Genomic DNA, 18174 nt, shown 5'->3' with positions numbered 1-18174 from the left:
GATTCAAGTGCATAAATACACCTCATTTTCGCGGATGAGCTCGATTCGGAGAATTCAAGTGCATTAATACACCTAATTTCTGCGGATGGGCTCATTTCGGAGAATCCAAGGGTATTAATGCTCTTCATCTCCCCGGTTCGGCTAAATTTGCGAAATTAAAGGGTATTTATGCACTACATTTCCACAGTTTGCACGGTTTGGCTGCCCGCCCAGCCCATCGGACTACACCTATATCACACCAAAAAGACCAGGAGAAAGCTCCTGGTCTTTTTGGTGTTTGAAAGCAACTGGGGGAAGGGTCTGTTCTACTCCTGCTCCAGATACTCAAAGTAATCAAAATCCGCCGGATGCAGCGTTCCGCTGAGATCCTGTGCACACATGCCGATGAAGGTGCCGGTGAAGCGGATGTAGGCCGGGAAGTCATCGGACAGATGATAGATTTCCAGGGCCGGCCCGAGCTTCTCCCAAGCGGATTCGCCGAACTTGTAGTAAAACTGGGCGAGCTCGCCGTCGATGACGACCTTAAGTGCTACGCTTACTCCGGGAGGCAGCGGCACTTCAGGCGTCAGAGTGTCTTCATAGACTCCATCCTTGGAGCGGATGAGTCCCAGAGTTCGGCCAAGGACTTCATCGTGCGTGATCCGCAGATAGAGGTAATCCTTCGTATCGTAATAGACGATCAGACCGGCCATCTGCTGGAAATGCTCCGGCTCGAAGTCGACCGAGGTCTCGGCGCTGCAACGGAAGGCCTGCTGGCGCAGGGCCACCAGACTCTGGCGGTGCATGGAGCTCATCGATTCCCTGCCACGCAGGCGCAGGTATCCCGGACGGTCCTGAAGCGAGAGCCAGGATTCATCCGCAGGCACCCGCAGGGTGCTCCAGCGGACATCCAGCTGCGGAGCCTCGAAGTCGTCACGCGGAGCGGCTGGTGTAAAAGGATGGGCCGGAAGATCCGGGCTTTCCACGGTCAGCGCCGGAGCGTTCCCGCCCCCGAACAGGGCCAGCCAGCCCTCTTCTGTGAATATGACGCGCTGAATCGCCGTCTCCCGGCCCAGATTGCAGTAGTTGTCCTTCACGGGACGGCCGCACAGATGGACCATGTACCATTCGCCGGTCTGCGTCTCTACCAGACTGGCATGGCCTGCTTTTTGCAGCGCAAGCTCGGGATTACCGGCAGAGGTCAGCAGCGGATTAACGGGAGCGGTCTCGTAAGGACCTTCAATCTGCTTCGCGCGGGCTACGGTCACCGCATGGTTATACTGCGTACCGCCCTCAGCGGTAATCAGATAATACCAGCCGTCCTTGCGGTACAGATGCGGGCCTTCGGTTAGGGCCAGCTCTGTTCCCTTGTAGATCGGAGTAACCGGTCCGACCAGGCGCTGCTCTTCCACCGAATATTCCTGGAGCACAATACCTGCGAAGCTGTTGCGCCCGGTGCGGTGATCCCACAGCATGTTGACCAGCCATTTGCGTCCGTCTTCATCATGGAACAGCGAAGGGTCGAAGCCGCTGCTGTTCAGGTACACAGGCTCGGACCAAGGGCCTTCAATATTCTCTGCAGTTACCAGATAGTTCGGCGTATCCTTGAAGGCTCCCTGACGGCTTTTGACATCGGTATAGATCAGATAAAAGAGTCCATTATCGTACGTAAGGCAGGGCGCCCATATGCCCCCGGAATCCGGGTCCCCTTCCATATTGAGCTGTGAGCTGCGGGTCAGCGCATACGTCAGCGGCCGCCAGTTCACCAGATCGCGCGAATGATGAATCCGCACGCCGGGGAACCATTCAAAGGTTGAAGTAGCAATGTAGTAGTCATCTCCAGCCCGGCAGATCGACGGGTCGGGATGAAATCCGCGCAGAATCGGATTATGAATCAGATTTCGGCTCATAGTTTCTCCTCCAATGCTTGCCGTCCTGCTTCCAGTAAGGCAATGATTTTGTCGGTATCGTAGATACAGCCCTTCCAGGTTCCGCCGCTGGCCGCTTGAAGCGCAGCCCACAGCCGGGTGTCCTCCGGCAGACCCGGGTCTACTGCCAGGCCCGGATGCGGTGTCCGCGAAGCAAGAATCAGCGTTCCCGCTTCCTTGGTCAGCGGCTCATCTCCCTCACCTACCAGATTCACGCTTCCTTCCAGAGTCACCGTATCGATCCGCACTTCCACCCAGTCATTATCGCGCAGCTTGCCGAGCGGGCCGCCAGCCAGCGCTTCCGGGCCCATGTGGCCGATACAGGCACCGGTGGATACGCCGGAGAAACGGGCATCCGTGATCAGCGTGACATATTTGCCGTAGGGCAGATGCTTGAGCGCCGAGGTGAGCTGGTAGGTCTCCTCCATCCCGGTCCCGCTCGGCCCGCGGCCGATGACAGCCAGAATATCCCCGGCATGGACCATGCCCAGCTTGATGCTGCGGATGGCGGCTCTCTCTGTGGTGAACACCTTCACTCGTCCGGTATGGCGATAGACACCCTCGCTGTCCAGAACGGCAGGATCGATCGCGGCCGATTTGATGACTGCGCCTTCCGGGCAGAGATTGCCGACCGGGAATGTCATGGTGGACGCCATGCCCTGGCGCTTGGCCTCTTCCGGGCTCATGATCACGGAATCCGGGTCTACGCCGTCCGCTTCCAGCAGCCGCTGGCGCAGCTCCGTCCGGCGCTGTGAGCTCTCCCACCAGTCCAGATTCTCGCCCAGTGTCCGGCCCGTAACCGTCAGCACGGACTCGTCAATCAGTCCCAGCTTGCGCAGATGCAGCATGACCTCAGGAACGCCCCCGGCCAGGAACACCCGGATGGTCGGGTGCGGTACCGGACCATTCGGCAGTACGCTGACAAGACGCGGTACCATCCGGTTCACCCGGTTCCAGTCCTCGACAGTCGGAACCTTCAGCCCGGCGGCATGGGCGATGGCCGGCAGATGCAGCAGAAGATTCGTGGAGCCGCCGAAGGCAGCGTGCAGCACCATCGCATTCTGGATCGACTGATCTGTCAGAATGTCGCTCATGACGATACCGTTCTGGTCCAGATGCTGAAGAGCCCGGGCCGACTGGCGGCCGATATTCTTCCAGATCGGCTGGCCCGAAGGGGACAGTGCCGAGTGCGGCAGCGCCATACCCAGCGCCTCTGCAATGACCTGGGCGGTAGCCGCCGTACCGAGGAACTGACAACCGCCGCCCGGCGTCGCGCAGGCCCGGCAGCCGAGATCTGCCGCTTCTTCGAGGGACAGCTCTCCGTTGCTGTACCGTGCCCCGATGCTCTGCACCTTGCCTGCGTCTTCTCCCTCCACCGGCGGAAGGGTTACGCCGCCGGGGACGATAATTCCCGGCAGCTTATGCATACCGGCAAGGGCCAGCAGCATGGCGGGCAAGCCTTTGTCGCAGGTAGCTACGCCAAGCACACCTTTGCGGGTAGGGAGTGAACGAATCAGCCGCCGCAGCACGATGGCCGCATCATTACGGTAAGGCAAGGAATCGAACATGCCTGCGGTTCCCTGGGAACGGCCGTCACAGGGATCGCTGACGTAACCGGCGAACGGAATCCCCTCATTCGCGGTAAGCTCCTCCGCAATCTCCTCCATCATCACGCCGATCTCCCAGTGGCCGGTATGATATCCGAGCGCCAGCGGAGTGCCGTCCTCACGCCGGATACCGCCCATCGTTCCGAGAATCAGGTACTGGGGCCGGTTCAGCAGCAGCGGATTCCAGCCCATCCCGGCATTCTGTGTCATCCCAAAAATCTCTCCGCTCGGTGCATTCCGCAGCACCTCCCCGGTGATCGGCAGCTGGCCTGCCGGACCTTCCGCAGCGGTATGTACCGGAACAGCTTCAATGATGTCTTCCTTCATAATCTCTTGTACGGTCAATTTCATATGAATCCCTTCTCTCCCTCAGAATGAATGTGCCCGGATGTCTATGACAGTGAGAGCTTCCCCGCCAGCGCCTTCACCTCACGCAGCGCAATCTCCCGCTTCGCATCGAATGCGTGCTGAAGCATCGAGGTGCTCACCGCAGCAACCGCCCTTCCTGCGGCATCCAGAACAGGCGCAGCGGCGCAGCTGATGCCCTGGATAATCTCCTCCTGATCCAGCGCATAGCCGGTCTTGCGGATCACAGCCAGGGCTGCGGTGAACTCAGACCAGTCTGTCAGCGTGCGGGAAGTGACCGCAGGCAGCATTTTACCCGGATAACGCCGCTCCAGTTCCCCCTCCGGCAGCAGTGCCAGCATCATCTTGCCCATCGCAGTCGCATGGGCCGGAAACCGCATCCCGGGGCTGGACTCCAGCCTCACCAGGGACTGCCCCTCCTGCTTGGCCAGATAAATAATCTCATCGCGGTCCAGCACCGACAGCTGAAAGGTCTCCCCCACCGCTCCGACACTCTGCACCGACTCTGCCAGGAACCGCTCTACCAGATTCATATTCTGCTTAAGCGAATCATTATAGACGGTATTATAATAGGAGATTCCGGCACCAAGCACGTACCTCTCGCCCGCATCCTTCACCACCCACCCCAGAGTCTCCATGGTGCGCAGCAGCGAGAACATCGAGCTTTTGTTAATGCCGGTCTCCTCACAAAGGTCTGTCATCTTAAGCGCTCCGGTCTGTCTTGAGATGGCCTTAAGAATCAGATCAGCCCGTTCCAATGCCGGAACCCAGTACTTCTGGTCCACACCTTCATTCCCCTCTCATAAATCCATTGATTAAGCCTTCCAAGTTCACTATAATAATCATATGTTTATAATACCAAACCAGGAGGCAAAAATAAAATGAAACTTAGCCACCCGAATGCAGGTGTCATTCCTCCCGTCCCGACCATTCTGGATTCCGCCGGAAAATTCGACCGTGACGGAATGAAGCTGCTGATCGACAGCCTGATCGCCAAAGGGGTTCACGGTCTGTTCTTCCTTGGAACGGCCGGAGAATTCACACTGTTCACCGCAGAGCAGCGTGAAGAGATCGCAGAGCTATGCCTGGAGTATACGAATGGCCGTCTTCCGGCCTGGATCGGCACCGGCAGCAATACGGCCCCTGAGACACTCCGGCTCTCCCGCCATGCTGCTGAGCATGGAGCTACCGGCATCGTCATTATGAATCCGTATTACTACAAGCTGAACGGGGACGCCCTGTTCGCGCATTATGCCGCTGTGCTGGAAGCGGTCGATGTACCGCTCATGCTGTACAACTTCCCGGCCATGACCGGCCAGGATCTGACTCCGGCCTTCGTAGCCCGGCTTGCCGCACATTATCCGAATGTAGCGGGCATCAAGGATACCGTGGACCAGCTTAGCCATATCCGCCAGATGATTATGCAGGTGAAGGCGGTCAGTCCGGACTTCTCGGTATTCTGCGGCTTCGACGAATATTTGCTGCCTACGCTGGCTGCCGGAGGAGACGGGGCGATCGCTGCCAGTGCCAACTTCGCTCCGCAGCTGATGCTTGGCGTGTACGACAGCTTCAAGAAGGGAGACCTGGCAGGCGTCCTTCAGTTCAACCGGCAGATCGTTGAAATTCCGGCGCTGTATGCCATCGACGACCCGTTCATCGCTTCGATCAAGGAAGCTGTCCGCTTGTCCGGCGTACCGGTATCCACCTTCAGCCTGGCTTCGCCTGGGGTATGGAGCGCAGAGCATGAGGATAGGCTGAAGCAGATTTTTAGCCGGGCGGGTATTGCCCAAGGGTAAGCGATATATATAGTGCGCACTCATCCATTCATATTTATCAAAGTCAGCCCGTCTATCAAGGTCAGTCAGCCCGCATTGGGGCTGGCTTTTTTTTGTACAGCTTCTTGCACGGTTCCGTGTAAACTGCCTCGTGATGTTCCCCCTATCTTCGCGGTGAAGGTTAGTCTATAATTTTGTTCAGGTGCACAATGAGTGAAGTAGAGGCAATAGAGGCGGTTACCCGCTCAAGACGAGGAGGGCGTTCCGGTTGTTTCAGCTATCCGAGAAGCAGGCGCAGGAGATTGTAGACAAGATGATGATGGACATCCCCTATAATATCAACATCATGAATCATGAGGGGATCATCATCGGCAGCGGGCATAAGGCAAGGGTGGGCACCGTTCATCGGGGGGCTGTCAAGGCGCTGTCCACCGGGCAGAGGGTCGAAGTCATGGAGGATGGGCGATATGAGAAAAAAGGCACCAACGAACCGATTGTCATCGGCAATACCCGCGTAGGTGTGATCGGGATCTCCGGCAGCCCGGAAGAGGTCCGGCCCTTCTGCAATATCGTGAGGACCACGGTAGCGCTGCTCATTGAGCAAAGAAATACGCTGGAGCATCTGGCCAGCGAAGCCAATCGCAAGAAGGCTCTGCTGGAGATGCTCCTTGACCATCAGGGAGCGTACTCCCAGAAGCTGCGAAAAGAGGCTGCGGCCTATCAGATCGATCTTCTGCTCAAGACCACCGTGCTGTATCTCAAGCATGTGCGGCCGGAGCTGGATGAGGCGAAGCTTCTGTTCCTGCATCCGTCCTTCCAGCTCGACGGGGATACATGGGTAATCCTGGTCCAGAACCGGCCGGACTGCAGCCCGCTGATTGCGCAGCTGCTGCATAATCAGCCGCAGCTCCTGCTGTCTTCGGGCCGGCTGGAGGCCAGTATCGCGGAGGGTTACCGTCAGGCCAAAGCTGCCCTTGGCGTTCTTCTGGCACTACGCCCTACTGAGCAATCAATCCGCTACGAGGATGCGGAATTCCTGGTGAAGCTCAGCCAGGCGAAGCTGTCAGACAAGCCCGGCACGGCGATCAAGCTGGAGGATACCGCCGATCTGCTGGAGACGCTCCGCAGCTTCATCAATCACAATTGCAGTGTCTCGCAGACGGCTGAGCAGCTGAACATCCACCGCAATACGCTGCAGTACCGTCTCAAGCGGATCGAGAGCATCACCGGGAAAGACCCGAGGAACCTGCTGCAGCTCTTCGAGATTACGCATGAGCTGCTGGCATTGTACAAGTAGATGGCCCCAGGATTATTCCCGGGGCCACAGTTTGCACATTCTATTCAGCCAGCTTCAGCAGCCTGGCGATATTCTCACAGGTCCGCTCGACATTGGCGGGGCCGTCCGCCAGCAGCTTCTCCAGGCTCGAAGCGCCGGGAACGATGCCGAAGACGGCATCGATTCCCTCGGCGTAGAGCGTCTCGATGCCCTCGCCGATGTAACCGGCCAGGGCGATGACTTTTTTGCCGCTGGCCATGGCGGTGCGGGCTACGCCGTACGGCGTTTTGCCGAATTTGGTCTGGAAGTCAATCCCGCCTTCACCCGTGAAGACGAAGTCCGCCTGCTCCAGCTTCTGCTGAAGCTCTGTGTATTCAATTACGATCTCGATTCCCTTCTGCAGCGTTGCCCGTGTGAAGATCATCAGACCCGCGCCCAGTCCCCCCGCTGCACCAGCTCCGGGAAGGTCGCGGACATCCTTGTGAAGCTGCTGCTTCACCACCGCCGCATAATGGGCCAGATTGGCGTCAAGCTGCTGCACCATATCGGGCGTGGCCCCCTTTTGTGGACCAAATACGGCTGAAGCCCCCTGCTCTCCGCAGAGCGGATTGGTCACATCACAGGCAACGATGAGCTGAACCTGCTGCAGTCTTGCATCAAGCCCGCTAACGTCAACACTCGCCAGTTGCCCCAAGCTGCCGCCGCCGCGCGGAAGTACGCTCCCAGCTTCATCAAGGAATCTGGCGCCAAGCGCTTCGGCCATTCCGGCACCGCCGTCATTGGTGGCGCTGCCGCCGATGCCGATGATGATTTTGCGGATACCACGGTTCAGACATTCCAGAATCAGCTCGCCTGTTCCGTAGGTGGTGGTGATCAGCGGATTCCGCTCCGCCTTGTCCACCCGCTGAATGCCGCTGGCCGAAGCCATCTCGATGGCCGCCGTCCGGCCGTCACCGAGAATGCCGAATTGTGCCGTCACCGGCTGTCCCAGCGGTCCTGCAACTTCTAAATCATGAAGCTCTCCGCCCGAAGCGTCGACAAGGGACTGCACGGTCCCCTCCCCGCCGTCAGCCATCGGAACATGGATGTAGGTTGCTTCAGGGTATATTTTGCGGAGTCCGGCCTCCATCGCTGTACATACTTCTTTCGCGGTCATGCTCTCCTTGAAGGAATCCGGCGCCAGCACAAAGGTTCTCTCTCTCATTTCCACACCTCATCTATCATATTGATCTTAGAGTAAAAATCCGTAAACCAGCGTAGCCACAATCGTCATCGTGCCGCCAACCATGGCCTCATACGGGATGAGCCCCATGCGCTGCTTGATTGACATTTTCATACTGTCCGCCGTGACATGGAAGTAAGTGCCCTGCGGCAGCGAGTCGATGACCGTAGCTCCGGTATGAACCATCACAGCGGCAGCCAGCGGAGCGGTGCCCATATTCAGAATGGCCTGCCCGAAGGAGCCGGTAGCGACAATAACACCCGTGGATGTTGAGGCGGTAGCCGCAGCCATCAGTATCCCGGAGATCGGTGCCAGGAACGTCCCGGAAATCCCGGACAGCTCAATCAGATGCACCACCTGGGCGGACAGATCGGAAGCGGAGATCAGACCGGCGATGCCGCCTGCCCCGATTAGAATCAGGACGGTTGCGGTCATTTTGCTAAGGCCGGAGGACGTATATTGCAGCACCTTGTTGCCTTGCCCCATCGCTAGCATCCCGATAATCCCTGCCAGCGGCAGAATATAGAGCGCATCCACCTTAAGCTTGGTCAACGCTTCGATCCCGGAGATGGAGCCGATCGGGTTAATCATGAGCAGGACGATGGCCACGAGCGGAGCCACAATAGCTCTGCTGAGCGGCGGGTAAGCGGCTGTGTTCGCAGTGTCTGTCCCGTTCGCAGCCTCCGCCGGGGTAACCATAACCCCCTTTTTCTTCAGCAGGGTGGCTAAGATAACGGTTACAATTAATCCGCAGATTGCCGGGATCACGCCTGCCAGCATGACATTGCTCAGATCAAGATCGAAGCCGCGCGCAGCAGCAATCGTATTTGGATTCGGTGAGATAATATTACCCGCCTTCCCCCCGCCCGACAAGGCCAGCAGCAGCGCCAGCTTCGAGATCTCCATTTTGTTGCCTACGGATAAAGCAATCGGAGCCACAATCAGCACCGCTACCGGGATGAATACGCCCATTGCCGTAATGACCATAGTTGCCAGCGCGAGGGCCAGAATGGCCTTGCTTCCGCCGAACTTTCGGACAATAGCCTGGGCTATGGCTTCAGCCGCACCCGACTCCATCATCACACCAGCGAGCACACCGGCGGCCAGCACCCGCAGCACCGTGCCCATTACACTTTGTGTACCGCTTACAAGAACACTTACGGTCTGTTCGAGATTGGCTCCGCCGATCAGCGCCCCTGCAATGGCACCCAGGAACAGAGCGTAGACCGGATTTAATTTTCTAAGGATCAGAATAATGGCAATTGCCAGTCCTGCGAGCGCTCCATACCAACCAATGATTAATCCTTCCATTTCAAATATCCCCCTAACAACTTGTTGAACACGCTCTCATTATAAGGTCTGGGGGGAGGAAAAGAATATTGATGAACGGACGAAATGCATTGTGCATGTGACCAACGGAATCGGGGTAGATCTCAATTTTGGAATAGGTGCTCTGTAAAGAAATACGGACACTCGCAATATAGGGATTATTGAAGAATACGCTCTCTAAGTAATTCTGCGAGTAGTCCTGAAATTGCTTGAGTTCAAGCTTCTGATGATGGCCATCTCCTGCCCTCTTCTCCTCCAACTGTCGAGTTAGAATGATATTTCCATTAACTATGACTCTAAAGATTTCTAACAGTGTTTAATCGAAAGTATGGGACTTCGAACATGCAAAAAAGCTCATTCCTAATCATGGTTCAAGTGGGAATGAGCTTTTGAAAGTTCATCATGTGTTAGATGGTTTATTCATTTTCTATAATTTCAACTTCTAACATTTTTTGTTCAATCCATTTCATAACCATATCTGCCTCCTCTAGAGCAATTATTCCTTTCTAGCTTTTATATTTATAAGTTTCGTAAGCCCATAATAATATAATCCCCACAAATTCCACTGTCTCTAATTTACAGACCGGTTCAATTTCATTTTCTTCCTCATCGTAAAACGGATCTTCAATTATAGTATATTTTTTTATAAGATATAACGTTTGATGCATTTCCTCCATGTCTATATTCGGGTATATTTCCCCTTAATAAATCAAAATAATTCTCAATATCTTTTTTCAAATCTTTAAATCTCCAAGGTATATCAGATCCTAAGGGATCACTTATCATACTGGCGAACTCAAGTGATTTTTCATCGTCAAAATCCAATACAACCCATATTGAATTCATCCATGTATTTCAATCTAAATTTATATTTCATCATCACTGTAGTACCCTTCAATTCAGGATATTTGTTTGCTCAAGCTTCTCACTTTACTTAACTCTCTAATTAAAATATTCATTTACTACTGCAGTTAATAGGTCGTTTCCTAGCTCAATATTAGTCAAATAATAAATGAAATAATCTTCTACATCAGATTGTTTAAACAGACTCAGATATTGGAATGCAAGCAATACAGTATTATCTAATCCATTGCTTTTTTCTAGTTTTCTTTTTACATATTGAATTATTTGATTAGTCATTTTATTATCCTTTGTCTTATGAAGAGCATTGAGAACGAATATAATTTCATCCTCGTTGTCTTGTTCAAAAATCTCATGTAATTCATCATCACCTAACTCTTCTTGAAATAGCTGTTCCTTGACTAAATTGAACTTTTTCAAAGCTTCTAATTCATCATTATAGTAATCTTCCCAAAAACTTAAATAAGCAAGTTGCTTCGGTAAAAAAGCCGAACTATTATTAGGCTTGTTCCACAAAATCCAATCAGAGTTTTTCCTATCGGATACAATGTCAAATAAAGAGATAGAATACGGCACAACTTGTTTTAGATCATTTTCCACTCTATAAAATTCCTCTTTATTCTTGCTTGTTTCAACAGAATAAACCATATATTTTTTATCTATTGATAAATTTTCTTGTTTCTGGATTCCCTCTTTAATACGTACTCTCATTTACCTTACTCCTTTAATATTAAAATCAGCATCTAATTCAATTATCCAAAATAGGTCGTTCTCATTTACTCTGAGACTCTTCGGTTTAGATACCTTCAACTTTATATCAAACGAACTAACCTTTCCTGTCACCTGATTCTGGTAAAAATGAATTTCTCCCTTTCCATACGGAGTTTCATACTGTTGCTTTGAGGTCATTTTAGCCCAATCTTCTATTTTAGTACCATCATTAGTTAATGTTTTCAGAGCTTTTTCATCCCATAAATCCTCGCCTTTAATTATAACATCCGAGTTTGATAAAACATCCTCTTTAAGGATCGATTGCTTATACTGTTGATGTTTATAAATGTCACTTGCTTTACCCGGCCCCTCAACCCTACCACTCTTCCCATCCACCCCATCCAAATACCGCTGCTGCACCGGTGTCTTAGGCAAGGCTGGAGTATCAGGAATCTCCCCTATCTTGAACACAAACCCATCCGGCGTCTGCACCACCGGACCCAGATCCGGAAGCTTCTGCCTGATCCCTTGCAGGGCATCCTTCGCCGCTTGGCTGATGACGTCTTCAACCTCGCCCAGCACTTTACCGGCTTTGCCTGCTTTGGTGACCTGGAGTCCGGGAACTAAAATCGAAGCGACCGAGCCCAGCATTTTCGCCTTATCTTCCGGGGTGCCTTCGTCAAACTGATGATACGCCATCTTGGCCGCTTCCACCAGCACTTCGGGATGCTCGATGAGATATTGCACTTGCTGCTTCATTTCTGTGGTGGTTTTGACCGGGTCTACCACTAGTTTGAAGGCAAGGGTTGCCGTATCCGCTACACCCATGACGACCTCTTTCACCAGGCCTTCGGTAAAAGCCAGCACCACACCATCCGCCTGATGGACCTTGCTCTCCCATTTCGTGAGACCATACGTGTTATCCAGCCACCCGAGATAACTGGTGTACATCGGGGTGAGATTTTCATTTGGCACATAGACTTTCGTCTGATAAAAGTCCCACGTAGTCTCATTTTCCTTGTTGTCTGCGGTAATTGGCGTGCCATCCGGCAGGGTAAGCGGCGGCCCGTTCAACCGCCGCTGCGCTTCGATCTGCTCTTGAACCTGCTTAAGAGCCGCTGCGGTCTGAATTTCCTGCCGCTTCGCCGCAAGCTGACTCCGCGCATACGCTCCGGCGGCAGTCTTCTCCATCGCCAGCCTTAGCAGCAGCAGATATTCTTCGTTATGTAATAATGGAACCTTGTCCGCCGTGATCGACGGATCATACGTACAGGCGGTGACTGCTGGTTGTCTGTAGTGGGCGCTCAGATCCTTACCGGCTTCATAGTAGATCTTGGCTACACCTAGAGAAGCCAGCTTCTGCCGGGCTTCTTCGGCCTTTGCATGAACTGTCTTCATCTGCGCCTGATTGCCGAACGCCTGATACACCTTGAAGGCCATCTGTGCCTTAGCGATCTCATTCCGCGCTGCGAAGATATCGTTCAGCTTACTTTGTGCAGCGATACTCTCTACAGTCAGCAGGCCGGAGGTTTGAATGACCTTCCTGAGCTGCTGCACCACCGGGTCCCTACTGAGCTCATCTTTTCCCGATAGAGCCGCAATCGAAGTGATGAGGTTCGTCGCACTTCGCTGCACAAATTCGGGGATGGAGAACCGTCCGGCGGCTGGTTGCAGCCCCAAGCTTCCGAAAGCAGCGAGCAAAAGACTAAACTGCCCCGTCAGCCTGTCCGCCTGCCGTTTATTCTCTTCCTGTAGCTCCGATACGCCTCTTAGGGCGACCCGGATGATATCCTCTAATTTCTCCGCTTCTACGGTTAATTCATTGATCAGAACCTGGGCCTTGACCAGATGATCGCCCATGGGAATACCGCCCCAGCTGCTGGACTGGCCCTTCAATTGAAGATATAGCCGATTGGTGTCCTGACTCACTTGGCCGATTTTCGTTTGCAGGCGCCGGACTTCATCCTCGTTAAATACAAGCTTCGTTGATGCCATCTTCGCCCTCCCGCTGTACAGCATGTTTAACTGTAAGTTATGTTACACAAATTCACAGAATCATAGACTTATAACTCCTTGCAAACATACGGAGTTCTAAGATGATTAATTAACTCGCTTGAAAGATACTTTTTCTGGTATTGATCCAAGGTTGTATTTATGATTACGTTACCATCCAAGTAGAAGTCACCGGGCCAAATGTATGTGGAAAACCGAATACAATGTGCTTCCACCAAGGGATTCGGGCCAATGTATGCCAAAAACAGCATACATTGCGCTGTTGAGCAGGTGTGTGGTCGAATGTATGCCAAATACAACACACATTGTGCCGGTGCGCAGGTGTGTGGTCCGAATGTATGCCAAATACAGCATACATTATGCCAGTGCGCAGGTGTGTGGTCCGAATGTATGCCAAATACAGCATACATTGTACCGGTGCGCAGGTGCATAGGCCAAATGCATGCGATAAACCGAACACAATAGATGGTCCCGCGTACTTCTTCAGAATGGAGTTCCAGTATTCCACATAAGGATTCAATATTTATCCATTATTGTTGTGCAGATCCCTTTATTATCGGAATTCGGAGCCGTAAAGTTTATCAAAAAAATATTTTCATGACATATATTGGCTGCCTGTTTCGCGCTATACTCTATTGTAAGCGTTATTACAAATGTACTTACAGAGGTGATTTCATTCGTGTATACCCGTATCATCACCTTCATGAACAACCTGAAGCTCAGGACCAAGCTCTTCCTCTCCTTTGGCAGCGTCGTCCTGATTCCGGTGCTCATTGTGGGGGTGTTCCTGACCAGTGAACTGCGGAATATGGCGATGAACAATGCGCTGAAGCAGATTACGGCGAATGTCGACCGTGTGAAAAAACGGACCAGCGAGATGCTGAACGTTCCGGTGGATATCGTCTACCGCCTGTCCAATGACAGCCGGCTGGAGGAGGCCGCGAATCACCGTTACGAATCGGTCTATGATGTGGTGCAGGCCTATTGGGATTACCCCGACTTCCGGGATTTCGTCCGCCTGTACAAGGAAGTCTCCAGCATCCGGCTGTATATCGACAATCCGACGGTGCTCAACAACTGGGAATTCCTCCAGGCCGATGAAGCGGTTACCCGGGAGCCGTGGTACCAGCTCGCCCTGGCCCAGAAGGGACTGGCGTTCTGGAGTTACATTCCTGACAGCCGGAACGGCCAGTATTATCTCAGCCTGATCCGCAAGGTCGACTTCCTCAAGCAGCGCACAACCGGTGTGCTGGTCGTGAATGTCAATTCGGATCAGCTCAGCAGCATCCTGAAGCAGGAGAGCTTCGAGACCTTTATCGTCGATGAGAACGATAATATTGTCGCCTCCAACCGTGCAGGCACCCTCGGCAAGTCGCTGCACGAAATCAACCTGAAGCCGCTGTCCACCCTTGCCGGGCACGGGCCTGCAGATATCACGATTGACGGGCAGTCCTTCAAAATGCTGATCGACGACTGGCATCCCCAGGGCAGCCTGAACAGTCTGCGGATTATCTCTATTTTCTCCGTTGAGAGCATTGTAAGTGAACCTAACCGGATTATTTCCCTGGCTTCTTCCGTCATTATCTCCTCCCTATTTCTTGCAATCATCCTAATCTACTACTTCTCACGCCTGCTAACCGGACGAATGCTCCATCTCAGCAAGCATATCTCCAAGGTCGCTTCCGGGAATCTGGAAGCCCGGCTCGTGATCGACGGCAAAGATGAGATCGGCCAGCTGGCCCGGCAGTTCAACCACATGGTCCGCAATATCAATGACCTGATGAGCGAGGTGCAGGAGTCCAACCAGCAGAAGAATGCCATCCTGCTGAAGCAGAATGAGATCAAATTCAAAATGATGGCCAGCCAGATCAATCCCCATTTCCTGTTTAATGCCCTGGAGTCGATCCGGATGAAGGCCCACACCCGGGGCCAGACCGATATTGCGCAGGTAGTCCGGCTGCTGGGCAAGATGATGCGCAAGAACTTAGAGGTCGGCGGAGGCAGAATCACCCTGCAAAGTGAGCTGGAGACCGTGAACTGCTACCTGGTCATCCAGAAATTCCGCTACAATGACCGGCTGGCCTACGAGCTGTATGTAGATCCGGCAGCGAATACGCTAAGGATTCCGCCGCTTATTATTCAGCCGCTGGTGGAGAATTGTGTCATTCACGGCCTGGAGGACCGGATGGACGGCGGAATGGTCCGGGTAGATATCCGGGTGGAGGAGGCCATACTTAAGGTTCAGGTCTCCGATAACGGAACCGGAATCTCGCCGGCCCGGCTCGCAGAGCTGCGGCAGATGCTGGACAACAACGATGACTATGAGACCCACAGTATCGGAATGCGTAACATCCATCTGCGGCTGAAGCTGACCTATGGCCCGGAATGCGGCCTGGTTCTGGCCAGCCAGAGCGGATACGGAACACAAATCAGCTTCGCCATCCCTTTAAGGAGTGATTCCTATGTATAGTGTGTTAATTGTTGATGATGAATTGTCGATCCGCGAAGGACTTGTCACTCTGCTGGACTGGGAGAGCCTCGGCTACCGGGTGGTAGATACAGCGGCCAATGCGATTGAAGCCAGGCATAAGGCTAAGCTGTATTCCCCGGATCTGATGATTGTGGATATCCGTATGCCCGGGAAGGATGGACTGGAGCTGATCGGTGAGCTGCGGGAGGATCATGAGGAGCTGCATATTCTCATTCTGAGCGGCTATGCCGACTTCAGCTATGCTAAGCGCGCGCTATCTTACAATATCGATAACTATCTGCTTAAGCCGGTCGATGAGGAGGAATTGCAGCTGTATCTTACCGGACTGTCCACCGTGCTGAACGCACGGCTGGCACACCGCAAGAATCATGAAGCCGTTAAGGTCTGGAGCCGGGAGATGCTGGTTCAATCCCTGCTGATGGAGAGCAGTCTGCATCCCGCTCCGGCACTGATGGAGTCGGCGCTGGAAGCGGGGCTGCTATGGGATTCCTACCAGATCGTGCTGATCCGGCTGCTGCTCCAGGATCATGCGGACAACGGACCCTCTAGTAGCGTCAAGTCCCGGCTGACGTCAAGCTTCGAGGACAACCGCTGGGGCATCGTTTTCGCGCTCGATTCTTATCTCGGGGTGCTGCTGCAGCCCTCTTACCAGAAGGAGCTGGTAAGCAAACGGATGGCCCTGCTGATCCGTGAGGCTGCCGCCGCAGAAGGACTGGAGTGCATCATCACTGCCGGGGATATGGTGGACAGTCTGACGGAGCTGCCGGTCTCGCATCAGTCGGCGCTGGCGCGGATGAAGGATCATTTCTTCTATGATGAGCCGGGGATGATCGGACCGGATTCGCTCAAGCTGAAGCAGGGGCTGCCTGCGAACCCCCAGGATACGGAGAGCAGGCTCGCTCCCGTGATGGACCGGCTGTATTTCGCCCTGGATACCGGCAATCTCAGCGTAATCTCTGCCCTGATCCAGGAAGCAGGGGACCTTATGGCTGCTGCGGGCTTATCCGAGATGGCGGTGAAATCCTATTATGTCCGGGCTGTCACCTCCATGTCTGGCAAGCTCTCCGTTCATTATAAGGAGCTTAGCGCTGCGCAGAGCCGGATGGAGGAGCAGATTCAGCAGATCTACAGGCATACCTCCCTCCCCCAGCTCCAGCGCTATATCACAGGTCTGCTGGAGGAATATGCTGGCGGGATTATCCGCGACGATATGGATGTCCTGATGAAGCGGATGGTCGATCTGATCCACCGGCACTATGACGAGAATCTGAAGCTGGAGACGCTGGCCGATGTGTTCACCTATAGCAGTGCCTATCTGGGTAAGCTGTTCAAGAACACCATGGGCTGCTCCTTCAACACTTATCTGGATACGATCCGCATTGAGAAGGCCAAGGAGCTGCTGGACCAGGGCTGCAAAATCCATCAGGCAGCCAGCAGCGTCGGCTTCAGCGATGTCGATTATTTCCGTGAGAAGTTCAAAAAAATCACAGGCACCTCCCCCTCCGCTTACCGGAGAAAGGAGCCGGAGAATGTTTTTTCAGAAAGCGCTTACGAAAAAGACTGATTTCCCCCTGTTTTTACACTTAAATCTTCGGGTGTTTCCCGTCCTGGCGGCAGATTATGATAAAGCTATATCGAAGGAGGGACATAAATGAAAGCGATTACCACCGCGATGAAGTCGGAGCCGAAGAAATCCTCCTCCAGCTTCTGGGGGAAATTCCGGCAGCAGAAATACCTCTATATGATGGCTGTTCCTTTTGTCCTCTGGGCCTTTGTCTTCAGCTATCTTCCGTTATGGGGGTGGATGATGGCCTTCCAGAAGTATAAGCCGGGCAAATCCTTTTTCGAGCAAAAATGGGTCGGCCTCCAGTACTTCCGGGAGCTCTTCCAGGATGAGCAATTCTTCAACGCCCTGCGCAATACGCTGGCCATGAGTATTATGGGACTGCTGGCAGGCTTTATCATTCCGATTATCTTCGCTATTCTGCTGAATGAGGTCCGGCTGCAGGTGCTGAAGCGCTTCGTTCAGACGGTGTCGTATCTGCCGCACTTTGTGTCCTGGGTGGTTGCCGCCGGGATCATTACCAAGATGCTCTCCACGGACAACGGCGCAGTCAATGACCTGCTGATGGGTCTTCATATCATCAGTGAGCCGATCCAGTTCATGGCGAAGGGCAATCTGTTCTGGGGCATTGTCACCGCCTCGGATGTCTGGAAGGAGACGGGCTGGAATACCATTATCTATCTCGCCGCCATCTCGGGCATCGGGCCGGAGCTGTACGAAGCAGCCAGGGTGGACGGAGCCAGCCGGCTCCAGCAGGTGCGTCATATTACTTTTCCGGGCATCCGGGGTACCATCGTGATCCTGCTGATTATGTCCATCGGCCATCTGATCAGCATCGGGTTCGAGAAGCAGTTCCTGCTCGGCAACAATCTGGTGCGTGACTACTCGCAGACCCTTGACCTGTATGCCCTGAATTACGGGCTGGGGATGGGACGGTTCTCCTTCGGAACGGCGATTAATATTTTCAACTCTGTGGTGAGTGTGATCCTGCTCTTTACCGCCAACGGCATCTTCAAAAAAATAACCAAGGAAAGCATCATATAGGAGGCCCT

General features: G+C 53.5%; 13 protein-coding genes. 5 read left to right on the top strand and 8 right to left on the bottom strand.

Annotation, left to right across the window (positions count from 1 at the left end):
• Positions 1-305: 305 nt before the first annotated feature.
• The 3 genes from MKY96_RS06570 to MKY96_RS06560 are packed head-to-tail and all read right to left on the bottom strand — an operon-like array spanning position 306 to position 4665.
• On the bottom strand, positions 306-1889 hold the full coding sequence (locus MKY96_RS06570; RefSeq protein ID WP_340939326.1) for a glycoside hydrolase family 43 protein: 1584 nt from the start codon (positions 1887-1889) through the stop codon (positions 306-308).
• A complete protein-coding gene (locus tag MKY96_RS06565; protein WP_445671422.1) occupies positions 1886-3865 on the bottom strand; it encodes a YjhG/YagF family D-xylonate dehydratase in 1980 nt (659 codons plus the stop codon). Before MKY96_RS06565 ends, MKY96_RS06570 begins: the two co-directional genes overlap by 4 nt.
• A gap of 41 nt (positions 3866-3906) precedes the next feature.
• Positions 3907-4665: an IclR family transcriptional regulator gene (locus MKY96_RS06560; RefSeq protein ID WP_340939325.1), complete on the bottom strand. Its 759-nt coding sequence runs from the start codon at positions 4663-4665 to the stop codon at positions 3907-3909.
• 96 nt (positions 4666-4761) lie between these two features.
• Here MKY96_RS06560 and MKY96_RS06555 point away from each other — a divergent pair, with 96 nt between their 5' ends.
• Positions 4762-5676, top strand: a complete 915-nt coding sequence (locus tag MKY96_RS06555; protein WP_340939324.1) for a dihydrodipicolinate synthase family protein — start codon at positions 4762-4764, stop codon at positions 5674-5676.
• A 247-nt stretch (positions 5677-5923) separates the two neighbouring features.
• Positions 5924-6952: a CdaR family transcriptional regulator gene (locus MKY96_RS06550; protein ID WP_340939323.1), complete on the top strand. Its 1029-nt coding sequence runs from the start codon at positions 5924-5926 to the stop codon at positions 6950-6952.
• Positions 6953-6992: 40 nt separating this feature from the next.
• On the opposite strand, the gene MKY96_RS06545 is transcribed toward MKY96_RS06550, so the two are convergent.
• The 5 genes from MKY96_RS06545 to MKY96_RS06525 all read right to left on the bottom strand — a co-directional run bounded on the left by MKY96_RS06545 (position 6993) and on the right by MKY96_RS06525 (position 13049).
• On the bottom strand, positions 6993-8135 hold the full coding sequence (locus MKY96_RS06545; RefSeq protein WP_340939322.1) for a glycerate kinase: 1143 nt from the start codon (positions 8133-8135) through the stop codon (positions 6993-6995).
• A 27-nt stretch (positions 8136-8162) separates the two neighbouring features.
• On the bottom strand, positions 8163-9464 hold the full coding sequence (locus MKY96_RS06540) for a GntP family permease (RefSeq protein ID WP_340939321.1): 1302 nt from the start codon (positions 9462-9464) through the stop codon (positions 8163-8165).
• 642 nt (positions 9465-10106) lie between these two features.
• The gene (locus tag MKY96_RS06535; protein ID WP_340939320.1) at positions 10107-10328 is read right to left on the bottom strand and encodes a hypothetical protein; all 222 of its coding nucleotides are present in this window, start codon (positions 10326-10328) and stop codon (positions 10107-10109) included.
• Positions 10329-10424: 96 nt separating this feature from the next.
• Positions 10425-11054: a hypothetical protein gene (locus MKY96_RS06530; protein WP_340939319.1), complete on the bottom strand. Its 630-nt coding sequence runs from the start codon at positions 11052-11054 to the stop codon at positions 10425-10427.
• Positions 11055-13049 (bottom strand): hypothetical protein, encoded by a 1995-nt coding sequence (locus tag MKY96_RS06525; protein ID WP_340939318.1) that lies wholly within the window; start codon positions 13047-13049, stop codon positions 11055-11057.
• A gap of 697 nt (positions 13050-13746) precedes the next feature.
• Between MKY96_RS06525 and MKY96_RS06520 the strand changes: the two genes are divergently transcribed.
• The 3 genes from MKY96_RS06520 to MKY96_RS06510 all read left to right on the top strand — a co-directional run bounded on the left by MKY96_RS06520 (position 13747) and on the right by MKY96_RS06510 (position 18166).
• The gene (locus MKY96_RS06520; RefSeq protein ID WP_340939316.1) at positions 13747-15537 is read left to right on the top strand and encodes a sensor histidine kinase; all 1791 of its coding nucleotides are present in this window, start codon (positions 13747-13749) and stop codon (positions 15535-15537) included.
• Positions 15530-17122: a response regulator transcription factor gene (locus MKY96_RS06515; protein WP_340939315.1), complete on the top strand. Its 1593-nt coding sequence runs from the start codon at positions 15530-15532 to the stop codon at positions 17120-17122. The genes MKY96_RS06520 and MKY96_RS06515 overlap by 8 nt, the downstream gene beginning before the upstream one ends.
• 87 nt (positions 17123-17209) lie before the next feature.
• The gene (locus MKY96_RS06510) at positions 17210-18166 is read left to right on the top strand and encodes an ABC transporter permease (RefSeq protein WP_340939314.1); all 957 of its coding nucleotides are present in this window, start codon (positions 17210-17212) and stop codon (positions 18164-18166) included.
• Positions 18167-18174 lie beyond the last annotated feature (8 nt).

It is taken from the genome of Paenibacillus sp. FSL R7-0302 (assembly GCF_038006885.1).
In the GTDB taxonomy this organism is placed as follows: Bacteria; Bacillota; Bacilli; order Paenibacillales; family Paenibacillaceae; genus Paenibacillus_AQ.
This window is presented reverse-complemented; position numbering and strand designations above follow the sequence as displayed.

Coding starts and splice junctions, on each gene's coding strand:
- MKY96_RS06570 (WP_340939326.1), bottom strand. CDS start 1,889: ATGAGCCGAAATCTGATTCATAATCCGATTCTGCGCGGATTTCATCCC.
- MKY96_RS06565 (WP_445671422.1), bottom strand. CDS start 3,865: ATGAAATTGACCGTACAAGAGATTATGAAGGAAGACATCATTGAAGCT.
- MKY96_RS06555 (WP_340939324.1), top strand. CDS start 4,762: ATGAAACTTAGCCACCCGAATGCAGGTGTCATTCCTCCCGTCCCGACC.
- MKY96_RS06545 (WP_340939322.1), bottom strand. CDS start 8,135: ATGAGAGAGAGAACCTTTGTGCTGGCGCCGGATTCCTTCAAGGAGAGC.
- MKY96_RS06540 (WP_340939321.1), bottom strand. CDS start 9,464: ATGGAAGGATTAATCATTGGTTGGTATGGAGCGCTCGCAGGACTGGCA.
- MKY96_RS06535 (WP_340939320.1), bottom strand. CDS start 10,328: ATGAATTCAATATGGGTTGTATTGGATTTTGACGATGAAAAATCACTT.
- MKY96_RS06530 (WP_340939319.1), bottom strand. CDS start 11,054: ATGAGAGTACGTATTAAAGAGGGAATCCAGAAACAAGAAAATTTATCA.
- MKY96_RS06525 (WP_340939318.1), bottom strand. CDS start 13,049: ATGGCATCAACGAAGCTTGTATTTAACGAGGATGAAGTCCGGCGCCTG.
- MKY96_RS06515 (WP_340939315.1), top strand. CDS start 15,530: ATGTATAGTGTGTTAATTGTTGATGATGAATTGTCGATCCGCGAAGGA.
- MKY96_RS06510 (WP_340939314.1), top strand. CDS start 17,210: ATGAAAGCGATTACCACCGCGATGAAGTCGGAGCCGAAGAAATCCTCC.